Raw genomic sequence first — 25958 nt, forward strand, 5'->3', positions numbered from 1 at the left:
ACAAACTATACTTTTTTAATCACACTAGTTACAATACCCCAAATAACAAAATCATTATCACTAGTAATTTTGATTATCGGATAATTAGGGTTTTCTGGCTGTAACCATATCTCATCCTTATCTACTTTTAAACGTTTCACTGTAAACTCCCCATCTAAAAAGCAGACGGCTATTTTATTATTTGCAGGTTCTAAGCTTCTATCTATAACTAATAAATCATTATCATCTAATCCAGCTCCAATCATAGACTGCCCACTTACTCTCGCAAAAAAAGTAGCTTCCTTATTTTTAATGAGTTCTTTATCTAAAGACAAACGTTGTTCCTTAAAATCCTCTGCAGGTGAAGGAAATCCTGCCGAAATTCCTGTATCGAAAAAAGGAGCTCCTGAACCGTTTGTTACTTTTGGAGTAAAAAATGTTAGATGTGGTGATTTGTGTCGTATCATTTTACTTTGATAATATCATTAATATTAGTCGTATATCTTGGAGACAATCTCTCTTGACGCATTTTCCAGGTACGTTTTAAATCTTGGTTTCCTAGCTTTATTTTATATTTTTCATATTTAGCATTCAATGTATCTATAGTATCCATCAATGGTTTATGTTTTGGGTCTTCAGTTTCAAACATATCTAATTGATGATTACTTGTTGGGACCAGACCAGTAACAATAACACCTGCTCGTTTATATTTTATTCCTTTTTTAAAAATTGAAACTACACTATCTATAGCACAATTACTAATAATTAAAGATGAATTGGTTGGGTATGGCAAATTTACAGCTTTGCTTGCTCTATGTTGTTCCGTTCCTTTTTTATGTCTATCACTACTCAAAACAACATAAATGATATGACAGCTAGAACCTTGTTTTCGCAGTTTTTCGGCACAACTTGTTGCAAACGTTGAAATACGTTCTTTAATATTGTCAATATCAGAATAAGTATACTCAAAGCTTCTGGTTGTTGCAATCGCTCTTTTTGTTTGAAATTCGTCTAACTTTATTTTAGATACCCCTTCCAAATCTTTCTTTAACTTCCATTCAGTTATTGAAAAATTTTTACGGACCCATTCGTCTGGCAATCGAACAAAATCAAATGCTGTTTTACATCCTTTTATTTTTAATCGTTTTTGTAATCCGTGACCAATACCCCAAACCGTTTCTAGTTTTATCCACTTTAAAGCTTTAACTCTTTTTTCCTCAGAATCAATCACATAAACACCTTTGGTTTCGTTCGGAAACTTACGGGCTATTTTATTAGCCACTTTGCTCAAAGCTTTTGTTGGTGCAATCCCCACACAAGTAGGAATACCAGTCCATTTTAAGATACGTTGCCTGATTTGGTTTCCATAATCTTTAAAATCGTAATCTTCAAAGCCTTTAAATTGCACAAACGCTTCGTCTATACTATACACCTCAACATCTGGAGTAAATTGCTCTAATATGCTCATGACCCGACTACTCATATCTCCATATAATGGATAGTTTGAAGATAACACATGAATATTATTTTTTTTGCAAAAACTTTCCCATTTAAAAATAGGAGCCCCCATAGGAAGATTTAATGCTTTAGCCTCATCACTACGCGAAATAACACAGCCATCATTATTACTTAATATAGCAATGGGTTTATTGCGTAAATTAGGATTAAAAGCACGTTCGCAGGACGCATAAAAGTTATTACAATCTACTAAGGCATACATGCTAGTAAAGATACAGGATTTCCTTGTTTTATAAAATACTATAATAGGTATTGCGTCTTTTCTTATATTTGATTATGGATAAACACGTCATTGTATCTGAAAAGCAGCGCCCTTTATGGCAACGAATAATCGCATCTCTTTTTTTTACAGCAGCCATCGGTTTTTTAGCATATATTTTATACGCAGCCAAATGGAGTGATGATAATATAAAAAGTATTGGTCATAATATTGAATTAGTTATTTATCTCGTTGGAATTGGTATTGCTTTTTCCTTTCACCAAAGTGTTTATATAGATATTAAAAAATCAAAGTTTAGACAAACCTATGAAATAGGCTCCATCAAATTAGGGCAATGGAAAACCATCTCTAATTATGAATATGTTTCTATATTTCACCAACCACTCGAAGATGGAAACAAAATATTTGAAGTTAATTTATGGTACGATAGAAATAAACATTGGGAGCTTTATGAAAAATATGATTATAAAGAAGCTTTTTTAATTGGCTATGAGATTTCAGAACTTTTACAAATCGGCATATTAGATGCAACTGTTCCTAACAACTACAAATGGATTAATAAAAAGGCCTCTAAAGAAACAGGTAAAATGGTCTATTTGGATTAATTTAAAAAACGTATTCTTCTCTAGTATAGAATTTCACAAACCTAACAGGTCTTTGTATCTTTACTCCATGTTTCCTAAAAAACTTCAACAAAAACTGGAAGACCGTAAAGCAAATAATGCCTTACGGCAATTGGGAGCACAAAATAATTTAGTCGATTTTTCATCTAACGACTATTTGGGTTTTTCAAAATCTGAAACCATTTTTAATAAGACCCATACATTTTTAACGGAGCATCGCATAACCCATAACGGGGCAACAGGTTCACGCCTACTTTCAGGAAACCATCCGCTTTTTAATATCATTGAATCCTTATTATCTGGTTTTCATAATAGTGAATCTGCCCTAATTTTCAATTCTGGTTATGATGCCAATGTGGGGCTGTTTTCATCTGTTCCACAACGTGGCGATATTATTTTATACGATGAATATATTCATGCATCCATTCGTGATGGCATAAGGCTTTCTAATGCGCAGTCTTATAAGTTTAAGCATAATAATTTAGCGGATTTAAAAAAGCAGATTCTTCGCTACGCTCTGAATGACAACCAAGATATATATGTTGTTACGGAATCTGTGTTCTCAATGGATGGGGATTCTCCTGACCTAAAAGGAATGGCGCAACTATGTAAAGATTATAATGCTTATTTTATTATAGATGAAGCACATGCTGTTGGTATTTTTGGAGAACACGGCGTTGGTTTAGTTCAACACTTAAAACTAGAAAAGGACATTTTTGCTCGAATTATTACTTTTGGAAAGGCTATTGGAGCTCATGGTGCTGCTATTATTGGAAGAGAATCTCTTAAACAATATTTAGTGAATTTTTCTCGAAGTTTTATTTACACCACAGCTTTATCACCTCATACTTTAGCTAATATGCATGCTGCTTATGATGAATTGGTTTTAACCGAAAACATAAAACAGCTTCATAAAAATATTACTCATTTTAAAAGTGAGATTATTAAAAATAAGCTTCAAAACTTTTTTATAGAAAGTAATTCAGCCATACATTGTTGTATTATCTCAGGAAATGACACTGTAAAACTAATTGCCCAAAAGTTTCAGGAACAAGGCTTTAATATAAAACCTATATTATCGCCTACAGTCCCAAAAGGACAAGAACGATTACGCTTTTGTTTACATGCATTCAATTCTGAAGAAGACATATCAAAAGTATTAAAAAGACTTACTACTTTTGTGACGAAGTCATACTGAACTTGTTTCAGTATCTCATTAAAATTTTTAAAAATTATACATGAGTGATACGTTTAAAACAATAGCCAGATTTCAATATTCATCTGAAGCGCAAATTATTAAAGGGCGCTTAGAAGCGGAAGGTATTCAGGTCTTTCTATCGGATAATCTAACTATAGATACAGATCCTTTAGTAAGTAACGCTATTGGAGGTGTCAAACTCAAAGTATTATCAAGCCAAGCATTAAAGGCACAACATATACTCAACACTATTGAAAAATATTCCATTGATGATGAAGGTAATACTATCAATTGTCCAAATTGCAAAAGTGAAAAAGTAGAATTATTTTCTACAATAAAAGATGCTAAATCATTATTCTGGTTTATTTTTGGATTTTTATTCTCTTCGCTTCCTTTTTATACAAAGCATAAGTATAAATGCGAAGATTGTAAAAACGAATTTAATTTAAAATGAAGACATTTTTCATCACAGGAATATCTACCGATGTCGGTAAAACTATTGCCTCAGCTATAATAACGGAGGCTTTACAAGCAGACTACTGGAAACCGATTCAAGCCGGTGAACTGGAGCACGATGATAAACATACCGTTGGAAAACTTATTAGTAATACCAAGTCAAAAATTCACCCTAATAATTATGCATTAGAAACCCCTATGAGTCCACATGCAGCAGCAGATATTGATGGTGTCTCCATTGACATAAAACAGATTAATGAACCTAAAACAAAAAATCACTTAGTCATTGAAGGTGCCGGTGGTTTATTAGTGCCTTTAAATGATTCGCAGACCGTTTTAGACCTTATTAAACTTAATTACAAAGTTATTGTTGTTTCCAGACATTATTTAGGAAGTATTAATCATACCTTACTAACGGTAAATACTTTAAAAGAAAAAGGGTTTGATGTATCTCTTATTTTTAGTGGAAACGAACATAAAACCACTGAAGACATCATTAAAAAAATGACTAAGGTTTCTGTTATCGGACGTATTAATGAAGAACCTTATTTTGATAAAAATGTGGTTAGGGAATATGCTGAATTGTTTAGAAATAAATTGTAATTCCCACGAAGGCGGGAATCTTATGAATCGAAACTGAGAACAAAAAAAGAGATTCCTGCCTTCGCAGGAATGGAAAAATTATGACTTTACAAGACCGCGATAAAAAACACCTCTGGCATCCCTTAACACAACATAAATTGCACCCGGAAACTATTGCAATCACTAAAGCAAAAGGATGTATTTTATATGATGAAAATGGTAACGAATATATTGATGCTATTGCTTCATGGTACACATCTATGTATGGACACTGTAACGAATATATTACCAGTCGAGTTGCGACTCAAATGCAGCAATTAGATCAAATTGTTTTCAGTGGTTTTACGCACGAACCCGCTATAAAACTATCAGAAGCCCTTATTAAAATTTTACCTAACAATCAGAATAAAATTTTCTTTAGTGATAACGGCTCAACTTCTGTTGAAATTGGTATAAAAATGGCCTTGCAATTTCATTTTAATAAAGGCGAGAAACGCCATACACTTATTGCTCTTGAAGATGGATTTCATGGAGACACCTTTGGTGCTATGAGTGTATCTGGATTATCCGTTTATAATGGACCTTTTGAAGATTTCTTTTTAGAAGTAAAACGGATTCCTACTCCAAATGGGAAAAACAATGAAACCATTTTAAACACTTTAAACACCATAGTAAAAAACAATAAAGTGGCTGGTTTTATTTACGAGCCTTTAGTACAAGGTGCGGCAGCCATGAAAATGTATGATTCGGAAGGATTAAATACTATTTTAAAATTTTGTAAAAACCATAATATTATCACAGTTGCCGATGAAGTTATGACAGGTTTTGGAAAAACAGGAAACTACTTTGCATCACTTCATATAGACACAAAACCAGATATTATCTGTCTAAGTAAAGCTTTAACCGGTGGTCTATTACCCATGGCACTTACGACGTGCTCTAAAGAAATCTACGAAGCGTTCTATAGCGATGACATTAGTAAAGGCTTGTTTCATGGGCATACGTATTCGGCAAATCCATTAGCTTGTACCGCTGCTTTAGCAAGTATAGAGTTATTGCAATCGGAAGCTATTCAACAAAACATAAAAACAATTATTGCTTCTCATAAGACATTTAATGCCCGTATAAAAACGCATCCGAAAGTAAAATCTACACGACAAACCGGTGTTATTTTTGCCCTGGATCTAAATGTCGAAATGAAACGTTATGGTCATTTACGAGACCAACTATTTAAGCTCTTTTTAGATCGTGGTGTTTTTCTTCGCCCCTTAGGAAATACTATTTATATTCAAGCACCATATACCATTACTAAAGAACAATTACGGAAAGTCTATCAAGTTATTGAAGAGGCTTTAGAAATTGTTTAGGACTAAAAAAGTTTTGGTTCCTGTTTTCAACGGAAACCCTGTCTTTGCCGGTAGGTAGAACTGACGTAGCGCATCTAGAAATTCTTTTCGATTAAATGCCTTCTAAATCTTTATCTAATAAATTAATTTCTTCATGAGTTTCTTTTATTAAAACATAAAGCTTCTCATAAACCCATTTACCATAAGTTTTGTTTGCGACAACAACGATTCTAGCTTTTCCATTTGGACCAGCTATAGGGATTTTAAAATCAGCCTCTCCATCATCATTCTCTAGTGAAATATTACCACTTATAATACCATCTGTTTCAAGTGGTTTTCCTAAAACTCCAATAACTTCTTCGTTTTCAAAAGCTCTTTCAACAGCATAGGAATAAGGCGTAGAAGATGTAAACATTTCAGAAACACCAAAAAATATAGCTCCAACTCCTAATACGAATAATATAATAATTGTTAAACACCCGCCTACAGGCAATACCCATAACCAATTTCTACCAAACCAGCTCTTCCTTTTTATTTCTTCCATATAATATCTCTCTATATACATGTAAGTCTTACAATTAAAAAACTTGTTACATTATTATGTAATTTATTCCTTATACAATTAATAAATAATGAACTCATTTAAACTTTTTCATGTGAAATAAATACAATAACACTACTTTTGTTTAAAGTTTTAAAATCTTGCAAAAACCAATCTCAATAACTGCTATTTCATCCATTTCGCCATTAGGAAATTCTTTAGACGACGCATGGGAAAGCTATCAAAACAATCAGCATTGTATCTCGGAAAAATCATTTGATAATGAACATACCCTAGTTGCTGAAATTCCAAAAGATGCTAAAAAGCATATTGAATTATTACGTCAATCAGATTCTAAATATAAATCCCTTGATGATACCGTTTTATTTGCGATATATGCTTCCAGACGAGCTATAAGGCAGGCTAACTGGAATGGTTCAGACAATTTCGGAATTAATATTGGATCGTCTCGCGGCGCCACGCAACTTTTTGAATCCTATCACAAAGATTTTCTTAAAAAAAATAAAGCCAAAACATTAAGCTCTCCTACAACAACATTAGGTAATATTTCGTCTTGGGTAGCTCATGATTTGCAAACCCAAGGTCCGGAAATAAGTCATTCTATAACATGTTCGACAGCATTACATGCCATGCTTAATGGTATTGCATGGATTAACTCTGGTATGTGTGATAAATTTTTGGTTGGTGGTAGCGAAGCGCCTCTAACACCATTTACCATTGCTCAAATGCAAGCACTTAAAATATATTCGAAAGCCAAATTAAACAAAGAATGTCATTCTGAGCTTGCCGAAGAATCTTTTCCTTGCCAGGCTTTGAATCTAGAAAAAAAGCAAAACACCATGGTTTTAGGAGAGGGCGCATCTATAGCTTGTTTAGAAACAGGTAAAAAAGAAAACGCTTTAGCTATTATAAAAGGGATTGGTTATGCTACCGAGATTTTAGAGCATAATATTTCTATTTCAAGTGACGCACAATGCTTTCAAAAATCGATGCAAATGGCATTAGGTCATTTAAACCCTAACGATATTGATGTTATTGTGATGCACGCACCTGGAACCATAAAAGGTGATCTTTCAGAATATAGTGCTATAGAAAAAATATTTTGTAACAAAACACCTGCTTTAACTACAAATAAATGGAAGATAGGTCACACCTTTGGAGCATCAGGGGCTTTAAGTATTGAACTAGCCGTATTGATGTTACAACACAAAAAATTTATAGGTATCCCATATTTAGAAAATCAAAATACGCCAAAAAAAATAGAAAATATTATAGTAAATGCTGTTGGTTTTGGAGGAAATGCAGTTTCTATTTTACTTTCAAAATAACATTGTAAGATGATTTAATAAGCTTACATTTAAGTCTTAAATTTTTAAATCTTAAAACTATGGAATGGTATTCAAATCTTGATTTCCTTTTAAAAATATACTGGTTAATTGCCATCATAGGTTCGCTGGTTTTTACAGTGGTCATCCTTTTAGCCTTTATTGGAGGTGATGCCGACGAATTTGAAGATTTAGATTCAGAAATAGATGCCGATTCTGGAATAGGATTTCAATTTATAACCTTTAAAAATCTTGTTGGCTTCTTTACCATTTTTGGCTGGAGTGGTATTGCCTGCTTAGAGGCGGGATTATCTAAACCTTTAGCTATTGTTATTTCTATTTTTTCTGGATTGGTTATGATGTCCATAATGGCCGCTATGTTTTTCTTTATGAGAAAATTAAGCGATAGTGGCACTTTAAAGTATAAAAACGCTATTGATGCCATTGGTGAAGTATACTTAACCATCGGTGCCAATCGCACAAAAATGGGAAAAGTTAGTGTAAGAGTTCAAGGGGCACTGCGAGAATTAGATGCATTAACAGATTCTCTTGTAGAATTAAAATCCGGAACCATAGTTAAAGTATTAGATGTAACCAACAATGGTATATTAATAGTAGATCAAACAAGAAAACCAATAGAACCAATAAAACAACACACTTATGAAATTACTGATAATTCAGGAGGGCTTTAATTTAGGGTTTCCAATGGCCCTAATTTTTGGAGTATTATTTATATTCCTATTTTTAATCGTCTTAATAAGACGCTACAAACGTTGTCCATCAGATAGAATTTTAGTCGTCTATGGTAAAGTAGGCGGGGGGCAATCGGCTAAATGTATTCACGGTGGTGCGGCATTTATTTTGCCGGTAATTCAAGATTATGAGTTTTTGGATTTAACACCCATTTCTATTGAAGTTAATCTGGTAAATGCCCTTTCTAAACAAAATATTCGTGTAAATGTACCGTCTCGTTTTACCATTGGTATTTCTACAGAACCTGGGATTATGCAAAATGCCGCTGAAAGGCTTTTAGGTTTAGGACAAAATGAAATTCAAGAATTAGCACAAGAAATTATCTTTGGCCAGCTGCGTTTAGTTGTAGCTTCTATGGATATTGAAGAAATAAACTCCGATAGAGATAAATTCTTAACTAATATTTCGAAAAGTGTTGAATCTGAGCTTAAAAAAGTAGGTTTAAAACTCATTAACGTAAACATTACCGATATTGTAGATGAGTCTGGTTATATAGAAGCTTTAGGAAAAGAAGCTGCGGCTCATGCCATTAATGCAGCTCGTAAATCGGTGGCAGAAAAGACCAGAGACGGTTCCATTGGGGAAGCCAATGCTGTGCAAGATGAAAGGACACAGGTTGCAGCGGCGAATGCTCAGGCTGTAGAAGGTGAAAATACTGCGAAAATTGCTGTGGCAAATTCAGATTCGCTACGTCGTCAAAGAGAAGCAGAAGCCGAACGTGTAGCGATTGCATCAGAAAAAGTACAAAGCGCAAAAGCCTTAGAAGAGTCCTACGCAGCCGAAAAGGAAGCAGAAACAGCCAGAGCTGAAAGAGAGCGTTCTTCTCAAATGGCCGATGTTATTGTGCCTGCTGAAATTGATAAAAAGAAAGTTGAAATTGATGCCGAAGCGGAAGCTGAAAAAATTAGAAGACGCGCCAAAGGGGAAGCGGATGCTATTCTTTTTAAAGCACAAGCAGAAGCACAAGGACTTTATGAAGTATTAACAAAACAAGCTGCTGGTTTAGACCAAATAGTAAAAGCAGCAGGTAATAGCTCCAAAGACGCCGTTCTATTATTAATTGCTGACAAATTACCTGAGTTGGTTAAAACACAAGCTGAAGCGATTAAAAATATTAAGATAGACAAAGTGACCGTATGGGAAAATGGCGGCAATGGTGAAGACGGAAAATCTTCGACAGCAAACTTCCTTTCGGGCATGTATAAATCGGTACCACCTTTGCAAGATATGTTTAATATGGCTGGTATGGAATTACCCGAATATTTAAAAGGCAAGAATGTAAAAGATAGCGAAACCGTAGATCCAATTGTCGAAAATACTAACGATACAGAATAATAATCTTCATTAACTTATTATAAAAGCCTGCTAATAAAAAATTATTAGTAGGCTATTATTTTTCTTTAGTTTTTAATTCTTTTACTAAATTCCTTATATGCTTATTTTTTAATAACCCGCCGTACGCGTAACCACTTAAAAAAATATGAGGATCCCAATTTGCTTCAACTATAGTTGTCCCATTTTGAGTAATTGCAACATCCCAACCTATAAACCTATTTGGTATAATTTTAACAGCCTTAATAACTTCTTCACATGCTTCTTTAAAGTAAGGAATTTTAAAACCATCAAGTTTAAAACCACTGTCTGGGTGCTCTTGTACTTTACCTCCCCCGTATTCAAGCATAAAAAATCCCGAAGGTTTCAAAGTGCCTTCATTTAAATTTATCCCAACACAAAAACCACCGGAAGATGCATTATCAACAGGACTATTCCCAACACCAAATCTCATAAACGCACAAATTATTTCAATTTCATCTTCTGGGGTTATAAATGAAATCATTCTTATAGTATTTACAGATTTACTATGTATTTTATTAATTTCTGTATGTTGATTTATAATTTCTGTATGAACAAAACATCCATTAACTATCGATTCATATCTCTTGTTAATTTCAACAACTAATGTTTTTCTAGTTAATTTAAAACACCCCTTTCCACCATAATCCGAGGGTGGCCTAAAAAAAAGTCCTTCTATATTTAATAAGGTAAACATCTTTTCAAAAAAAAGAACAAGCTCTTTCTTACTACAAATTTTCTCATTTTTATTATTAAAATAAAAACTACTCCCCAAATTATAGCTTATCAATTTTGGTGTTCTAATTGAAGATTTTTCACAGAATAAAGCAAAAAACAATTTATTATCAAATAAAGATTTGTATTCAGGTTTATGCAACATGCTACTGCTTCCAATAGCAACCACTTCTTTGGTGCTTAAATAATCCAAATAGTTTTTAACATCTTTACTATATAAAAATTTAAAATAATAATAAGGGATTTCTCTTTTTTTAATAGTAAGAATCAATAATTCTTTAATTATTTTCAAAAATCCTTTTTTATTTGGATCTTTAATAAAGACTTTAATTCTCCCAATGTTTTCAAAATTCCGCACGCACTTAAATATTTAAAGAATCTTTCTTCAAGATAAAGAAATAAAATGTATTAAACGAACAAGACACCTCATTTTGAAGCAGATACCGTTTCCATTTTATTAACTAAAAAGTAAAAATATCTCCTATTTAATTAGTATTTTTGATATTGATAATCAACTTGATTTATGAGCGAGATAAGACACAACTGGACAAAAGAAGACATCATAAAAATTTACAACAAACCTTTAATGGAGCTGCTTTACGAAGCGGCAACCATTCACCGTTTGCATCATGATCCTAATGTCGTACAAGTATCTACTTTATTGTCTATAAAAACTGGCGGTTGTTCGGAAGATTGTGGCTATTGCCCACAGGCAGCTCGTTATCATACTGATATTGAAGGAAACGATTTAATGTCAGTACAACAAGTAAAAGCACAGGCTTTGCGTGCAAAAGCAACCGGTAGCTCTCGTGTTTGTATGGGTGCCGCATGGCGTAACGTAAAAGATGGTGAAGAATTTGACGAGGTTTTAGAAATGGTGCGCACCATTAATAAACTGGATATGGAAGTGTGTTGTACACTTGGAATGATTACTAAAAATCAAGCTCAACGACTGGCAGAAGCTGGTTTATACGCTTATAATCATAATTTAGACTCATCGGAAGAATACTATAAGGAAGTCATATCTACACGAGGGTATCAAGACAGGTTAGATACGATTGATAATGTACGTAAAACCAATGTGACTGTTTGTAGTGGTGGTATTATTGGTATGGGTGAAAATATAGAAGATCGTGCCGGCATGTTAGTCGCATTATCAACCTTAAATCCGCAACCAGAATCTACTCCAATAAATGCTTTAGTTGCGGTTGAAGGGACACCTTTAGAAGATGAGAAACCTGTTGAAATTTGGGATATGATTCGCATGGTTGCTACCACACGTATTGTGATGCCAGAAACACAAGTGCGTTTAAGCGCAGGTAGAACCCAGATGTCTAGAGAAGGACAAGCTATGTGCTTTTTTGCTGGTGCTAATTCTATTTTTGCTGGCGATAAATTATTGACAACTCCAAACCCTGATGTAAATGAAGACATGAAAATGTTTGAATTACTAGGTATGAATCCACAAAAACCGTTTACAAAAAAGGTACAACCTAAAACAGTTGAAGCAAACGATTCTCAATATGAGGCTTTAGGAGAAAAACCCAAATGGACACGACCAGAACATACTATTGAGCGTAACGAAGCAGCCAAAGAAAAAGCTAAAACTTTAAAATAATTTTGCATTTTTTTAATGAGTTAGAGGTTATATCCCTTTAACTTTATTTGGCGTAAATCCAATCTTTTTTACTTATACAAACGATTATTTTTCAATAAATTAGGAGCAACACCCTAAATACTATTTCTGTTTTCATAACGTTTTCATAACTTTGAAGACAAAAATTACTTAAGTATTGACACTTAATCTGCAAGATATCCCTCGTGTAAAAGCTATTACTAAAGCGGACTTTTTAAAATATTATTTTAATCCGCAAAAACCTGTGGTTATTGAGAATCTCATAGAAGATTGGCCTGCATACACCAAGTGGAATTTAGACTATATGAAAGCCATTGCCGGTAATATTACCATTCCTCTTTACGATGACAGACCTGTAGATTATAAAGATGGATTTAACGAACCACATGCAAAAATGAAAATGAGTGATTATGTGGATTTACTAAAAAAAGAGCCTACAAAGTATCGCATTTTTCTTTGGAATGCTTTAAAAGAAATACCTCAACTACAAAAAGATTTCACATTTCCAGATTTTGGTTTACGTCTCATGAAAGGGATTCCCATGTTGTTTTTTGGGGGACGTGATTCGCATACTTTTATGCATTATGATATTGATTTAGCCAATATTTTTCATTTTCATTTCGAAGGAACAAAACAAGTTATCTTGTTTAATCAAAAACAGAGTAAATACTTATATAAAATTCCGCATTCTTTAATTACCAGAGAAGATATTGATTTTAACAATCCTGATTTTGAAAAATGGCCTATGCTAAAAAAAGCTAAAGGTTATAAAACTGAATTGAATCATGGTGAAGTTTTATATATGCCAGAAGGCTATTGGCATTATATGCGTTATATAACGCCTGGGTTTTCTATGAGTTTGAGGGCTATAGCCAGAAACCCAAAAAACTTTAGCAGAGCGATATACAATCTATTTATTATGCGCAATTATGATAATATCATGAGGCGTTTAAGAGGCCAAAAATGGATTGATTGGAAAAATGAGCAGGCGGTAGTACGAACACATAAAAATAGTCATATTACTGTATAAGCTCGTTCGCTTTTTCGTACACTAAATAAGATTCCCATCCTTTATATAGCAAATAATCGATTAATTTCTTTCTTTTCTTAAACTTGTTAGTTTCTTTAATCGAATTCGCCTTTTTTTCGGCTAAATCGTTGAAAATCTCGATATACTCCTCATTTCCTATTTCGTTAAGTGCCTGATTTATATTAACTTTGAGCACGTCTTTTTTCTTAAGTTCGTAAGTTAAACGTCGTCGCCCCCAATTCTTAATTTTAAACTTACCACTTACAAATGTTTTGGCAAAACGTTCTTCATTAAGAAAGTTATGTTCCAAAAGGTGAACTATGATAACATCGATAGCCTCGGGTATCATGTGCATCCCTTCTAACTTTTGTCTAACCTCTTGATGACAACGTTCTTGATACGCACAATAATGCTCTATTTTTTTGGTAGCTTCTTGTACGGTGTATGTTTTTTTTGATTGCATTGGTCGTCAAAAATAGCAATAGATAAATTAACAATGAGAATAAAAATTTATAAAAAACCAAATCTTAGATTTTAATACTTAACGAGATGAAAAAGATTACTTCCATTATAATATTATTTCTTTTAGTTTATAATTTTGGTTATGGACAGACCAAAATTGCAGAACTAACCTTCGAATCAGTTGGAGGTTATGCAACTAATGTAACTGAATTCACTAGTGGTACAACAGATTATTTTATTAGAACGGATGGAACTAATACAACTGATGAAGTATTTTCTAATATTCAAGGTTCTTATTATTTTGCTGCTCAAGATACAAATGGTGTTGAGCCTACTTTGCCACTAACCCTACTTATAAATAATATCAACATAAGTGGTTATTCCAGCCTAGAATTTAGAGTACATTTAGCTGAAGATGATGACGGATCTAATGAAGATTGGGATGCCCCTAACTATGTACATTTTAATTATGATATTGACAACTCAAATTCTTTCTCAAATTTATTATGGCTGGAAAATGACGGAAGCGCATTTAACTCTGCTCCATATATAGATACCGATTATGATGGTACTGGAGATGGCTCTGAAATAACAGACACATTCACTCAATTTACGCAAAGCATTGCTGGTACAGGTTCTCTATTAGATATTCAAATTGTTTTTAATCTTGATGATGGTGATGAAGATATCGCCATTGATAATATTGAAATTTGGGGTACTCTTGTACCTTGTGGAGCAACTGTAACTTGGGATGGCTCTGCTTGGGATAACGTGGTAGGACCTGATATTACTACCGAAACTGTTATTAATGGAAACTATAGTACAAGTACAGCAAGTTTTAGTGCCTGTAGTTTAACTGTTAACAATAATTCAACTTTAACTGTAAACGATTATACCTATATTGAAATTCAAAATGACATTACTGTTGATACAGGAAGTTCTATTGATGTTCAACCTTACGGATCAGTAGTTCAAAACAACGATTTTGGTGTTGTAACAAATAACGGATTGATGTCGGTAGATAAAAGAACTGCTCCCATGGATGCATGGTATGAATATACTTATTGGAGTTCACCCGTTTCTGGAGAAACGATTAGTGCCGCTATAACTGATTCAAGCCCTAGTAGACGTTTTATTTTTAATGCACAAAATTTTCTAGATGCTACTAGAGAAAATAATAATGATGGTATACAGGTAGCAGGTCAAGATGATATTGATGATAATGGTGATGATTGGATATTGGTAAATGGTTCTACCGTTATGCAAGCTGGAATAGGTTATGCCACTACTCTAACAAGTTTTGCCTATGATATTGCCCTAGGAACGCAAAATAAACAATTTAGATATACTTTTACAGGCGATTTCAATAATGGTGTTATAACAGTGCCTATTTATAGAAATGATTCTGAAACTGGTGATATAAATCAGAACTTTGTTGGTAACCCTTACCCTTCTCCTATTGATGCAGATTTATTTTTAGCAGCTAATAGTAATGTAGCTACTGATGTCAACGGGACTAGTTATAATGGAACAGGTTATATTGATGGTGCCATCTTTTTATGGTCTCAAGATACAGATCCTTCAGCTACTGCTAATGGAAATCAACAACTTAATTTTACAAATGACGATTTTGCCATTATAAATCTCGTTGGTGTAAATGCTGGTGGGGATGGTGTCACCCCAAGCAGAAATATTCCGTCTGGTCAAGGTTTTTTTATATCTATGGCTAATTCAGCTCCTGCAACTTTGGTATCTGGTGATGTATACACTACAAATGTTGTATTTAGCAATTCTATGCGTATTGCAAATACATCAGCTAACAATCAGTTTTTCAAAAACACCAATACGAAAAGTAAAACAAATACTGCAGTCGCTAATAAATTATGGGTGAATTTAACCTCAGATAATGGTATTTTTAATCAAATCCTTGTAGGTTATGTAAATGGTGCTACTAATGAAGATGATGGGACTTCATACGACACTGCTAAATTCCCAAATAAAGGAGTTGCTTTGTATTCAACCATAGAAGGTTCTAACAAAAAATTTGCCATTCAAGGAAAAGCAACAAATAGCCTTGATAGAGATGAAACTATTAAACTTGGTTTTAAAACCACCATTAATGTTCCTACATTATACAAATTATCCATTGCCCAATTGCAAGGAGACTTTTTGGCTAATAATACCGTTTATCTAAGAGACAACTTACTTAATAAGTCACACGATTTGTCTGCTTCAGATTATACCTTCACATCAGATTCAGGTGAGTTTAATGACCGCTTTGAAATTGTATTTAATGCAAACTCGTTATCTACAAACAATGTTTCTATAGAAGAAAATCAATTCAGTATTGTTGATTTAGATAATGACAAAGTTCAGTTTAGCACAAATAATAGCTTAAACATTAAAATCATTAGTGTTTTTGATCTTATTGGTCGCCAATTATATCATTTTGAAGGCCAAAACAGTTCTGAAACTTATAGGCTCTCTAATTTAAGTAATACTATTTATATTGCTAAAGTAGAATTATCAAATGGGGCTATTGTTACTAAAAAAGCTTTAAAAAAATAGATTACTGTCATTTATTGTCATTCAGAGCGCAGCGAAGAATCTTATTGTCATATTCTATATGATTTCTTTTTTAGAGATTCTTCGCTACGCTCTGAATGACAAAAAAATCACTGAAGTTTTGTAATACAAACCATTACAAACTATATTTTAAAGACATAATAAAATTCCTTCCTGCTGCTGCAATTCCAGAAGAATATGTTTTATAACGTTGGTCTGTGATGTTTTCTAAACTAGCAGTAAGTGTCGTTGAATTACTTATTTGACATTGTGCCCTAAGATTGAATGTATACCAAGAAGGGCTGTATGGGTTTCCATTAGCATCAAGCGCATAGATATAATCCTTTTCAACTTCTGAAGGCGCTAATTGGTTAAAAGAAAGTTCGCTGTTATAATTTGCAAACACATCTAACTTCAGCCCTTTAGATGTCCAGACTAAATGTGTGTTTCCAAAATTAGGTGCTACATGACGAATAGGCACTTCCATATCACCTTCCTCTTCTGTGCCTCCAATGATACTATATTGAGAAGTCAAATCGATGTGATTCGTGATAGCAGCTATTAAACCTACCTCAAAACCATAAATCCAGGCTTTTGAAGCATTTTGTATAGCTTGTACATTACTTAACTCCCCATCGTAAATAATTTCTGTATTGCCATTTAAATTGTAATCTCTACGTACTAAAGCATTGTCTAAATACGTATAATATGTACCCATATCTAGTATTATTTTTTTATTGAAATCCAATTTCAATCCTAATTCACCCCCATAAGCATATTCTGGTTTTAGATTTTCATTAGGAACAACTACCGAACCCGGTTCGGAATCAAACACCTTACCAATATCATCAATATTAGGCGCTCTAAAAGCAGAAGATGCATTAAGTTTCCATTGTATTGTTCTATTTGGAGACCATCTTATACCAGCAGTTCCTGTAAGTGCTCCTGCTTTGTTTTTAGATGATTTAAAGGGTAGATTTAAAAAGGCATTATTTTCTTCAAAATTGGCCTTGGAAACAACATGATTAAAACGTAAACCAGATTGTAAAACAAATTTTGAGTTTGGTTTATATTTAATACTAGAATATATCGCCGCAGATTGCCAACTAGCTCCATTTGGATACCTGGAAACAGATGGCAGACTAATGTTGCTAGATATATCTTCTTCCTTTCCATGAGACATCACTTTATTATACACATATTCTAATCCATAAAAAAACTGTGTATTTGGGCTTAATGTTTTTTCTAAGTCTAAATTAAAGGAATATGCATCTACTGCTTCCTCTCTAATATTTCTTGTGACTGATTGGAAATCTCTATCTAATCTACTTTCTTGAAAATTTTGATATGCTAAAGTCGCTTTAATTTTATCATATAAATTAGAGTTACTACTTAATTTAGTAATCTGTAGATTAGACATAAACCATTCTTGTGGTCCATAATTCCATTCTGCAGAGCGCAAAATATCATTCCTATATCTTAGCAAGCGATCATATCTAGGAACATTTGATGTTCTTGTATAATACAAACCTAAATCAAAACTTAAATTTTTATAAGGTTCGTAACGAACTTTTTGCATGACATTTAATTGATTGTATCCAGAAAATTTTTGAACCTGTGGATTATTATTTTCAATGATAACATCGCCTGCGTTAGTTGTCAAAACAAATTCAGGCCTTAAATATTCATTGGGGCCGTTTTTACCCATTTTTAAATCTCCAAAACTTGTATAGCTACCATTAGTTACAAAGGCCCATTTTTTGTATCCTAAATTAAAATCAAAATGTCCCGTTTTTTCATCACTAGCTGATGAATATCTTGCAATAATATTAGATTTAAACAACAACGAATCTGAATAAGATAATTTTGGTTTTTGAGTGTAAAAACTCATAACACCTCCAATGGCATCACTTCCATATATTACGGAACCCGAACCTAAAGTAACTTCAGTATTTTGGACAGAAAACGGATCAATAGCAATAACGTTTTGTAAGTTTCCACCTCTAAAAATGGCATTATTCATTCTTACGCCATCAACAGTAATTAATAATCTATTGGTAGAAAACCCCCTAATCATTGGGCTTCCTCCTCCTAACTGACTTTTTTGAATATAAACTTTTCCGGTATTCTCCAATAAATCAGCACTTGTTTGTGGATTTGAAAATTGAATCCTAGTACTATTTACACTAATTATTTTTTGTGGAATATCTCTTTTACTTTGCTCAAATTTTGAAGCAGAAATAACAATCTCTTCTAACCCTTGAGTATTGGAAATTAAATACACTTTGTTCGAGTCCCATAATTGAAGCTTTGTTATTTTTTTTAAAACATGGGACAAATGTTTAAAGTAAATTGTTTCAGTATCCGTAAACCCACTTAAGTCTGCTTCGCCTCTAAAATTAGTAACAACACTTTCTGATTTGTCCACATTATATATGGCCACTCCAAAAATGGGTTCTTTTGTAAGCTCACTAAGAACCTTTACATTCTGTGCCCGAGAAGATATAGAAACAAGTAAAAGGAAGAAAATAGTATAAAAAAACTTCATGCTTTTAATTAAAAACCTGATTAAATATCAGTAATGATTTTGGTGTTTTAAAACTCCCCAAATGTAATTCAAAATATAGCAAAATCATACTTAAAAATGACTGTCTTTGTTTTGCATTAATTTCTACAGTAGACAAGGCATCAAATGTTGTGCCTAACAGTTGTTTTAAAAGTGTTAAATTTTCTCCAGATAGAGAATATCTACCTTGCGATTTTGCTTCAAACTTCCCTTCTGCCAAATTAAAAAAAGGGTAATCTGTATTTTTTGTGTCTGGGTAAAATCCTAAATACTTCGTTAAATTAAGTAAAAACAGTAAATGAAAATTTGAATATTCTGAATGTGTATCAAGCCACATCAACGTAGTTTCAATATAACTATAAAGTGTTTCGTTTTTTTCTTCTTCTTTTAGTGTATTCGATAATACTTCAGACAAAAACATAACAATAGAACTCTTTAAAACATTAGAGTGCAAACTTGTATAAATAGTATTCAACTTAGTTTCTTTTATAGCTTGCAATGATCTATTATTCTTATATACAATAATTAATTGCAACTGTGAGAGTAACTGAAAGTAAGCTGCCTTAGAATGTCCTTTTTTACTTTTTAAAACGCCTCTTAATAAAAAACTAACAACTCCTAGTTGTTGCGTATAGCACTTAACGATTAAGTCGTTATCTCTATATTTTAATTTGGATAAAACGATGGCATTCGTAGTAGTTAACATTATCTAACAACCATTAATTTTAGAACTTTAGTTTCAAACGAATCTAAATCAGAAAGCATGATTAAGTAAACTCCAGAAGCAACCACATTATTTGCCATATTTTTTCCATTCCAATAAGCTGTCCCCCCATCTATTTCTAGGTTGTATCCACTATGCCTTTGATTCGTTCTAGATTGGGCTTCAGCCACTAAATTACCTTCAATATCTGTTATTTTAATATTTACATTTTCCGAGACGTCCTTAATCTTAACTTTTTCCTCTACTATATTAAAAGTTGGCCTCACAGGGTTTGGATAAGCATAAGCATTTTCTAAATCTTCAAATGGGCTAGATCCACCCGAACGGAATGACACTAACCCTTTACTCGTAGCGATATAAACAATACCATTTGCTCCATCAATTGAAATATAGTTTACATCATTTGAAGGCAAAGGAGAATTATCTTTAGTAAAATGAAATATCGTTTTTTGTCCATCTGAGGATAAGTAAAATACTCCTGAATCAATGGTAGATATCCATTTATTATTTGAACCATCTACTTTAATATCAGAGATGAATTGTTCTGCTAAAAGTTCCTTTGCTATACCATCTTCTTCAATTATAACCTCTTCAACTCGAACATTATCATCTGTAAAAAAGCTTGACGTATTATATAATACCCTTAAACCTGCATGTGTTCCTATCCATAATTGCCCTCTATTGTCTATAGCCAATGCGCGAACTGACTTTATAGGAAAACCAACCTCTTCTTCGCTAATACTCTTTAACAGGTTTCCATTTTCATTAAAACCTATTACCCCTTTAGAAAAGGACGTTATAAACTTTGTTCCCAAAGGGTCTATAACGATACTATTAAACCCCAAATTATCTGCAATTGGATCATTAATCAACTCAGAAAAATTATAACTTGTCCATTGATTATTACTGGGGTTGTAAGATTTTAAAGGTTTCTCAAGTAAAGAAGTAATTGACCATAGCAAACCATTTGTATCAAAAGCTAATCCAGATACACGTAAACTAATAAAACTTGGATTCCCTGACAAAACCAGTGATTCTAACCCACTATTAGCCTGATCATATCTTATTGTTGGTTTATTATTATTAATTTCCAATAATCCATCTTGAAAAGAGCTAACAAATACCTGTTCAGAGTTAAACGGATTTATAGCAATCTTATTTAGGTTTCTAGAATTAAATAAACTATCGTATGGTGAATTATGCCAGGCCTCACCATTTAAATGACTAATCCCATACATTCTCATCGGAGATGGGTTATATCTGGTTGTATAATCTCCAAAAGTCACCCATAAACCATTCGGTTCTGCTTCAATTGAAAATGGACTATTTAATAATGGCCCATCTGGATGTATTTCTTCAAAAACCATTGGATTTACCAGCGATGTTTTTAAAATCCCAAAATCCTTAGTTCCAATATAAATGTTTTCTGAATCTAGAATAGCAGAATTATATTGAGTATCAAAAGAAGGATTTATAGAAATTTGAGATATTATATTAAAATTAGCATCATAAACAAACACATCATTTTGTGTAGTCACTATTAAATTGCCATTAACAGATCTCATATCCAACGGAGTATCTGTATATAAAAACATTTCAGTTAAAACATCATTAACTATTTGATAAATTCTTCTATTAGTTCCTATAGCATATAGTTTATCTTCTTGAGACTCTATTAATAACCAATTACCTGAATTAACTAATTGCCAATTTTGATAATCTATAAGGTTTGGGTTGGAAATAAGCCCCTTTCTAAGCCCACTTCCGTCCAGACAAGCTGCATAAATATAATCACCAAAAATAGTTGTTTGATTCACTTGTATTTGACTTCCTCCATTGCCAATAAAATAGGTGTCTCCAAACTCTAATCTTTCTAAATCAAAAACCGAAATCCCATAGTTTGTTGAAATGTATATAACATTTTGATAAGCATTAAAATGATTAATCCTTTTATCTACAGCAGGAATGGTTATCTTGTCAAGGATATCAACCACAGAAAGAATATCGTCATCATTATCAAAGGCTACCTCTATTAAACCATTTTCATATCCAATAACTAATAATTCATATACCTCACTATAATAAATCGTTGAAATTGTTTCTCCTGATAATCCGTTAACAGTTGTAAGTTTTTCAATTTCGTTTGTCTGTATGTCTAGACTAAAAACAGCATTTTCTGCTGCTGCATAAATTTTATTATTACCTCGCGATACATCTTTTATATTGTTATATGAAAAATGACCTTCCCATAATGCAGAAAAATCTTGAGAGAATTGTAGCAATGGAAACAAGAAAATTATGAAAACAATTAGTCTTTTAAACATGTATCCTATTTAGATGTTCAAATATATTTATAACTAACGAGTTTTACCTTAAAATAATATATTTTAAGTAAAAAAGCTTCCCATAAATGAGAAGCTTTTTATTTGTTTATTAGGCAATTGATTATACAATACCTTGTGCCAACATAGCATCTGCTACTTTTACAAATCCGGCAATATTAGCGCCTTTAACATAATCAATATAACCATCTTCATCTTTTCCATATTCAATACAAGCATCATGAATATTAGACATAATATCTTTTAGTTTTAAATCCACCTCTTCTCTAGTCCAGTTAAACCTTAATGAGTTTTGAGTCATTTCTAAACCAGACGTAGCTACACCGCCTGCATTTGATGCTTTTCCAGGTGCAAATAATATTTTAGCTTTGTGGAACATAGTTATTGCCTCTTTAGTTGATGGCATATTTGCGCCTTCACTTACACAAATGCAACCATTATTCAAAAGCGTATTCGCATCGTCTTTATTAAGTTCATTTTGGGTGGCACATGGTAATGCTATATCACATTTAACCTCCCAAGGTGTCTTTCCTTTAATAAATTTCGCATGAGGATACGTTTCCAAGTACTCACTGATCCTGCCTCTTTTTTCATTTTTAAGCTCCATCACATATCTCAATTTCTCTTCATCTATACCCTTTTCATCATAAATATAACCTGAAGAATCAGAAAGTGTTAAAACTTTACCTCCTAATTGTATTACTTTCTCTGCTGCATATTGCGCAACATTTCCAGAACCAGATACTACAACACCTTTTCCTTTAAAGCTATCTCCTTTAGTTTCTAGCATTCTCTGTGCAAAATATACAGTACCATAGCCCGTTGCTTCTGGTCTAATTAGCGAACCTCCCCAAGACATACCTTTACCAGTTAAAACACCAGTAAAGCCATTACTTATTTTTTTATACATTCCAAAAAGGAAACCAATTTCTCTTGCTCCCACACCAATATCTCCAGCTGGAACATCTGTATTATGACCAATATGTCTAAATAGCTCACTCATAAATGCATGACAAAAGCGCATAATTTCGTTATCACTCTTTCCTTTAGGATCAAAATCACTTCCTCCTTTACCTCCTCCCATGGGTAAAGTTGTAAGACTGTTTTTAAATACTTGTTCAAATGCTAAAAATTTCAAAATACTCATATTAACAGTCGGGTGAAAACGTAGTCCTCCTTTATAAGGACCTATAGCAGAATTCATTTGAATTCTATATCCTCTATTAACTTGTATTTCTCCTTTATCATCAACCCAGCAAACTCTAAATGATATAACACGTTCTGGCTCAACCATTCTTAAAAGAATATTTTTACCATAATATATATCATTTTGAATAATATATGGGATAACAGTTTCTGCAACTTCCTCTACAGCCTGTAAAAATTCTGGTTCGTGACCATTCCTTTGTTTTACTAAGTCTAAAAATGATTCAATATTACTTTTCATACACACAAAATTGTATTATTTATTAAATAGGTGATTTAAGGATGCAAATATACGGTATCTTTAAAAAAAAGACTGTTTTTTTTTGAAATTCGCAATGAATAATTTCGGTATGATTTTTAAGGAATTTATTATTATTTGATCGTTTACCAATTTATATTTATTTTTTCACTAAGTTTAATATGTTTATTCTTAACAATACCTCAAGAAACTACACGAGACTGTATCATACTTATTTTGAATTTAAAGATAATAAGCATTTTAATTTTTAAATTCACAATAAATAACTTCAATATATTTAGCAAAATTCATTATTATTTTGTTAGTTTAACGATAAAATTTGTTAGTTTAACGAGTTTTTCTATATTTGTTGTCAACTATGCCTCAAAAAAACAAAAAAACTCACTATGCTTAACATGAAACATTTAGCTTCTGCTTTCTGCTTGTTTGTTATTTTTCAAACAGCCAGTGCTCAATTAGGCTTCTCTCATGAAATTGGGGTTATCACTGGTCCTTTACAGTTTAGGTCAGATTTTGGTAGTCGTGAAGATTCTAAAACAAATTTTGGAAATTCAGGATTTGGAATAGGAGTTGTCCATTATTTAAATTTCTCTTACAGAGCAGATTGTAACTGTTTTACCACTGACACTTATTTTAATGACCATTTTAAATTACGAAACGAAATATCTTGGAATAAAACCAATCTTGAGCATCTTGGTAAGTTTGTTGACCCTAGTAGAGTTAGCATAGATGCAGATAAACTAAGAGGTCACAAAGGTGTTGCTAAAAATCTAGATATAGGTACACAACTTGAATTCTATCCTCTTAGCATTCGTTCCTTCCAATCTTTTAGCTATAGATTGGCTCCTTTTATAAGTTTAGGAGTCCATTATACATCTTTTTCTCCAGAAGTTAGTACCACATACGAAAACCCTAACCCTCTTTTAACTGGAAATGTCCTCGAGCCCAGTAATTTTTATTCACTTTGGGATCCAGGATCTGTAGATGCTTCCTCTGGTAGTGCATGGTCTATGGTTTCAAGTGTTGGTGTACGGTATAAGCTTGATAAACTTTCAGATTTAATGCTCGATTTAAGATGGCAATATTATTTTAGTGATTGGGTTGACGGCCTTAATCACCAGTTAGACTTCAACAAAAGTGATGATTGGTTAGTATGGTTTAATATTGGATATATTTACTATTTAAACTAAAGCTTGCTCTAAATCAGCAATTAAGTCATCAATATCTTCTATTCCCACACTTAACCTGATTAAAGAATCTACAACACCGGTTTTTTCTCTTTCTTCTTTCGGAATACTTGCATGTGTCATACTTGCAGGATGACCAGAAAGCGATTCAACGCCTCCCAAAGATTCAGCCAAAGTGAAAATCTTCAAATTTTCGACAATTTTGATAGATTCCTTCATATTATTTCCTTTAGTTGTAAAAGAAATCATCCCGCCAAAATCTCTCATTTGAGATTTAGCAATTTTATGATTAGGGTGATTTTCAAAACCAGGCCAATACACTTTTTCTATTTTTGGATGATTAGCTAAAAACTCAGCAACAGCTTTACCATTTTCACAATGACGCTGCATTCTAATATGCAATGTTTTTATACCTCTTAATACTAAAAAACTATCCTGAGGACCACAAATAGCACCGCTGGCGTTTTGTATAAAGTATAGCTTATCAGCGAGCTCTTTATCTTTCACGACTAAAGCTCCCATAACGACATCACTATGCCCTCCTAAATATTTAGTTGCAGAATGCATCACAATATCTGCCCCCAAATCTAAAGGTTGTTGTAAATATGGCGTGGCAAATGTATTATCTACAGCTAGTAAAATCTTATACTTTTTTGCAATAATAGAAACTGCTTTCACATCAATAATTTTCATCATTGGGTTGGTTGGTGTTTCTACCCAAATTAGTTTAGTGTTTATATTAATATATCTCTCAATATTTGAAGCATCTTGCATGCCTATAAAATGAAACTTTATTCCAAAATCTTGAAAAATCTTTGTAAACAAACGAAAAGAACCTCCGTATAAATCATTCGTAGAGACTATTTCGTCACCAGGTTTTAAAAGCTTAATAATAGCATCAATAGCTGCCAGGCCAGAACCAAAAGCCAATCCATATTTTCCATTTTCAATACTCGCAAAAGCATTTTCTAAAGCGTTCCGAGTTGGATTATGGGTTCTAGAATATTCATACCCTTTGTGCCCTCCTGGGGTTGTTTGAGCATAAGTAGACGTTTGATAAATTGGAGGCATTACAGCTCCAAAAGCTGCATCATGTTCTTGACCACCGTGGATTACTTTTGTATTAAATTTCATTTTCAAAAACCTTTGTATAAAGGTAAGTTTTAATTCGGTGAAGCAAAAAACATTAATAAGTGTAATCATACAAATTATTCAATTCACAATTGGCACAAGTGGTTTGAAGTATAAATACTTATTGATTAGATTCTCGCCGAAGTTTATCTTGAGCGGAACCTAAAGGCGAGAATGACAATTTTAAAAGACATCTCCAT

22 protein-coding genes are annotated in these 25958 nt (G+C 32.8%); 12 read left to right on the plus strand and 10 right to left on the minus strand.

Annotated features, from left to right (window positions below):
- Positions 1-5: 5 nt before the first annotated feature.
- Both Q4Q47_RS06900 and Q4Q47_RS06905 read right to left on the minus strand, forming a co-directional pair.
- Complete coding sequence (locus Q4Q47_RS06900; protein WP_303305917.1) at positions 6-446, minus strand: LexA family protein; 441 nt, start codon at positions 444-446, stop codon at positions 6-8.
- Positions 443-1699, minus strand: coding sequence for a Y-family DNA polymerase (locus tag Q4Q47_RS06905; RefSeq protein ID WP_303305918.1), 1257 nt, complete (start codon positions 1697-1699; stop codon positions 443-445). Before Q4Q47_RS06905 ends, Q4Q47_RS06900 begins: the two co-directional genes overlap by 4 nt.
- Positions 1700-1773: 74 nt before the next feature.
- Here Q4Q47_RS06905 and Q4Q47_RS06910 point away from each other — a divergent pair, with 74 nt between their 5' ends.
- The 5 genes from Q4Q47_RS06910 to bioA all read left to right on the plus strand — a co-directional run bounded on the left by Q4Q47_RS06910 (position 1774) and on the right by bioA (position 5943).
- A complete protein-coding gene (locus Q4Q47_RS06910; RefSeq protein ID WP_303305919.1) occupies positions 1774-2322 on the plus strand; it encodes a hypothetical protein in 549 nt (182 codons plus the stop codon).
- Positions 2323-2389: 67 nt separating this feature from the next.
- The gene (locus tag Q4Q47_RS06915; RefSeq protein ID WP_303308448.1) at positions 2390-3538 is read left to right on the plus strand and encodes an aminotransferase class I/II-fold pyridoxal phosphate-dependent enzyme; all 1149 of its coding nucleotides are present in this window, start codon (positions 2390-2392) and stop codon (positions 3536-3538) included.
- A 40-nt stretch (positions 3539-3578) separates the two neighbouring features.
- The gene (locus tag Q4Q47_RS06920; RefSeq protein WP_303305920.1) at positions 3579-3992 is read left to right on the plus strand and encodes a putative signal transducing protein; all 414 of its coding nucleotides are present in this window, start codon (positions 3579-3581) and stop codon (positions 3990-3992) included.
- Positions 3989-4597, plus strand: a complete 609-nt coding sequence (gene bioD, locus Q4Q47_RS06925; RefSeq protein WP_303305921.1) for a dethiobiotin synthase — start codon at positions 3989-3991, stop codon at positions 4595-4597. The genes Q4Q47_RS06920 and bioD overlap by 4 nt, the downstream gene beginning before the upstream one ends.
- Before the next feature lie 80 nt (positions 4598-4677).
- A complete protein-coding gene (gene bioA, locus Q4Q47_RS06930; RefSeq protein ID WP_303305922.1) occupies positions 4678-5943 on the plus strand; it encodes an adenosylmethionine--8-amino-7-oxononanoate transaminase in 1266 nt (421 codons plus the stop codon).
- A 91-nt stretch (positions 5944-6034) separates the two neighbouring features.
- Here bioA and Q4Q47_RS06935 read toward each other — a convergent pair whose 3' ends face one another.
- Positions 6035-6466, minus strand: coding sequence for a cytochrome c oxidase assembly factor Coa1 family protein (locus Q4Q47_RS06935; protein WP_303305923.1), 432 nt, complete (start codon positions 6464-6466; stop codon positions 6035-6037).
- Between the two features lie 158 nt (positions 6467-6624).
- Here Q4Q47_RS06935 and Q4Q47_RS06940 point away from each other — a divergent pair, with 158 nt between their 5' ends.
- Genes Q4Q47_RS06940 through Q4Q47_RS06950 form a run of 3 tightly spaced genes read left to right on the plus strand, consistent with a single transcriptional unit; the run spans position 6625 to position 9897 of the window.
- Positions 6625-7812: a beta-ketoacyl synthase N-terminal-like domain-containing protein gene (locus Q4Q47_RS06940; protein ID WP_303305924.1), complete on the plus strand. Its 1188-nt coding sequence runs from the start codon at positions 6625-6627 to the stop codon at positions 7810-7812.
- A 59-nt stretch (positions 7813-7871) separates the two neighbouring features.
- Complete coding sequence (locus Q4Q47_RS06945) at positions 7872-8501, plus strand: hypothetical protein (protein ID WP_303305925.1); 630 nt, start codon at positions 7872-7874, stop codon at positions 8499-8501.
- Complete coding sequence (locus Q4Q47_RS06950; RefSeq protein WP_303305926.1) at positions 8470-9897, plus strand: flotillin family protein; 1428 nt, start codon at positions 8470-8472, stop codon at positions 9895-9897. Before Q4Q47_RS06945 ends, Q4Q47_RS06950 begins: the two co-directional genes overlap by 32 nt.
- Positions 9898-9952: 55 nt before the next feature.
- On the opposite strand, the gene Q4Q47_RS06955 is transcribed toward Q4Q47_RS06950, so the two are convergent.
- Positions 9953-10942, minus strand: a complete 990-nt coding sequence (locus Q4Q47_RS06955; RefSeq protein ID WP_303305927.1) for a sugar-transfer associated ATP-grasp domain-containing protein — start codon at positions 10940-10942, stop codon at positions 9953-9955.
- A gap of 231 nt (positions 10943-11173) precedes the next feature.
- Between Q4Q47_RS06955 and bioB the strand changes: the two genes are divergently transcribed.
- Together bioB and Q4Q47_RS06965 are read left to right on the plus strand one after the other, a co-directional pair.
- Positions 11174-12268: a biotin synthase BioB gene (bioB, locus tag Q4Q47_RS06960; protein WP_303305928.1), complete on the plus strand. Its 1095-nt coding sequence runs from the start codon at positions 11174-11176 to the stop codon at positions 12266-12268.
- Between the two features lie 175 nt (positions 12269-12443).
- On the plus strand, positions 12444-13316 hold the full coding sequence (locus Q4Q47_RS06965) for a cupin-like domain-containing protein (RefSeq protein ID WP_303305929.1): 873 nt from the start codon (positions 12444-12446) through the stop codon (positions 13314-13316).
- On the opposite strand, the gene Q4Q47_RS06970 is transcribed toward Q4Q47_RS06965, so the two are convergent.
- Complete coding sequence (locus tag Q4Q47_RS06970; protein WP_303305930.1) at positions 13306-13779, minus strand: regulatory protein RecX; 474 nt, start codon at positions 13777-13779, stop codon at positions 13306-13308. The genes Q4Q47_RS06965 and Q4Q47_RS06970 overlap by 11 nt on opposite strands.
- A gap of 86 nt (positions 13780-13865) precedes the next feature.
- Between Q4Q47_RS06970 and Q4Q47_RS06975 the strand changes: the two genes are divergently transcribed.
- Positions 13866-16346, plus strand: a complete 2481-nt coding sequence (locus Q4Q47_RS06975; RefSeq protein WP_303305931.1) for a hypothetical protein — start codon at positions 13866-13868, stop codon at positions 16344-16346.
- Between the two features lie 133 nt (positions 16347-16479).
- Here the strand turns inward: Q4Q47_RS06975 and Q4Q47_RS06980 are convergent, their stop codons facing one another.
- The 4 genes from Q4Q47_RS06980 to gdhA all read right to left on the minus strand — a co-directional run bounded on the left by Q4Q47_RS06980 (position 16480) and on the right by gdhA (position 23422).
- Positions 16480-18891, minus strand: a complete 2412-nt coding sequence (locus Q4Q47_RS06980; protein WP_303305932.1) for a TonB-dependent receptor plug domain-containing protein — start codon at positions 18889-18891, stop codon at positions 16480-16482.
- 4 nt (positions 18892-18895) lie between these two features.
- Positions 18896-19615, minus strand: a complete 720-nt coding sequence (gene recO, locus Q4Q47_RS06985; protein WP_303305933.1) for a DNA repair protein RecO — start codon at positions 19613-19615, stop codon at positions 18896-18898.
- Positions 19615-21957: a type IX secretion system anionic LPS delivery protein PorZ gene (gene porZ, locus Q4Q47_RS06990; RefSeq protein ID WP_303305934.1), complete on the minus strand. Its 2343-nt coding sequence runs from the start codon at positions 21955-21957 to the stop codon at positions 19615-19617. The genes recO and porZ overlap by 1 nt, the downstream gene beginning before the upstream one ends.
- A 121-nt stretch (positions 21958-22078) precedes the next feature.
- Positions 22079-23422 carry an NADP-specific glutamate dehydrogenase gene (gene gdhA / locus Q4Q47_RS06995; protein ID WP_303305935.1) on the minus strand — a complete coding sequence of 448 codons (1344 nt, stop codon included), beginning with the start codon at positions 23420-23422 and terminating at the stop codon, positions 22079-22081.
- A gap of 404 nt (positions 23423-23826) precedes the next feature.
- Here gdhA and Q4Q47_RS07000 point away from each other — a divergent pair, with 404 nt between their 5' ends.
- Complete coding sequence (locus Q4Q47_RS07000) at positions 23827-24630, plus strand: THC0290_0291 family protein (protein ID WP_331497693.1); 804 nt, start codon at positions 23827-23829, stop codon at positions 24628-24630.
- Here Q4Q47_RS07000 and Q4Q47_RS07005 read toward each other — a convergent pair.
- Positions 24622-25761, minus strand: a complete 1140-nt coding sequence (locus Q4Q47_RS07005) for a cystathionine gamma-synthase (RefSeq protein WP_303305936.1) — start codon at positions 25759-25761, stop codon at positions 24622-24624. The two genes, Q4Q47_RS07000 and Q4Q47_RS07005, sit on opposite strands and share 9 nt — an antisense overlap.
- Positions 25762-25958 lie beyond the last annotated feature (197 nt).

It is taken from the genome of Flavivirga spongiicola (genome assembly GCF_030540825.1).
Taxonomy (GTDB): domain Bacteria; phylum Bacteroidota; class Bacteroidia; order Flavobacteriales; family Flavobacteriaceae; genus Flavivirga; species Flavivirga spongiicola.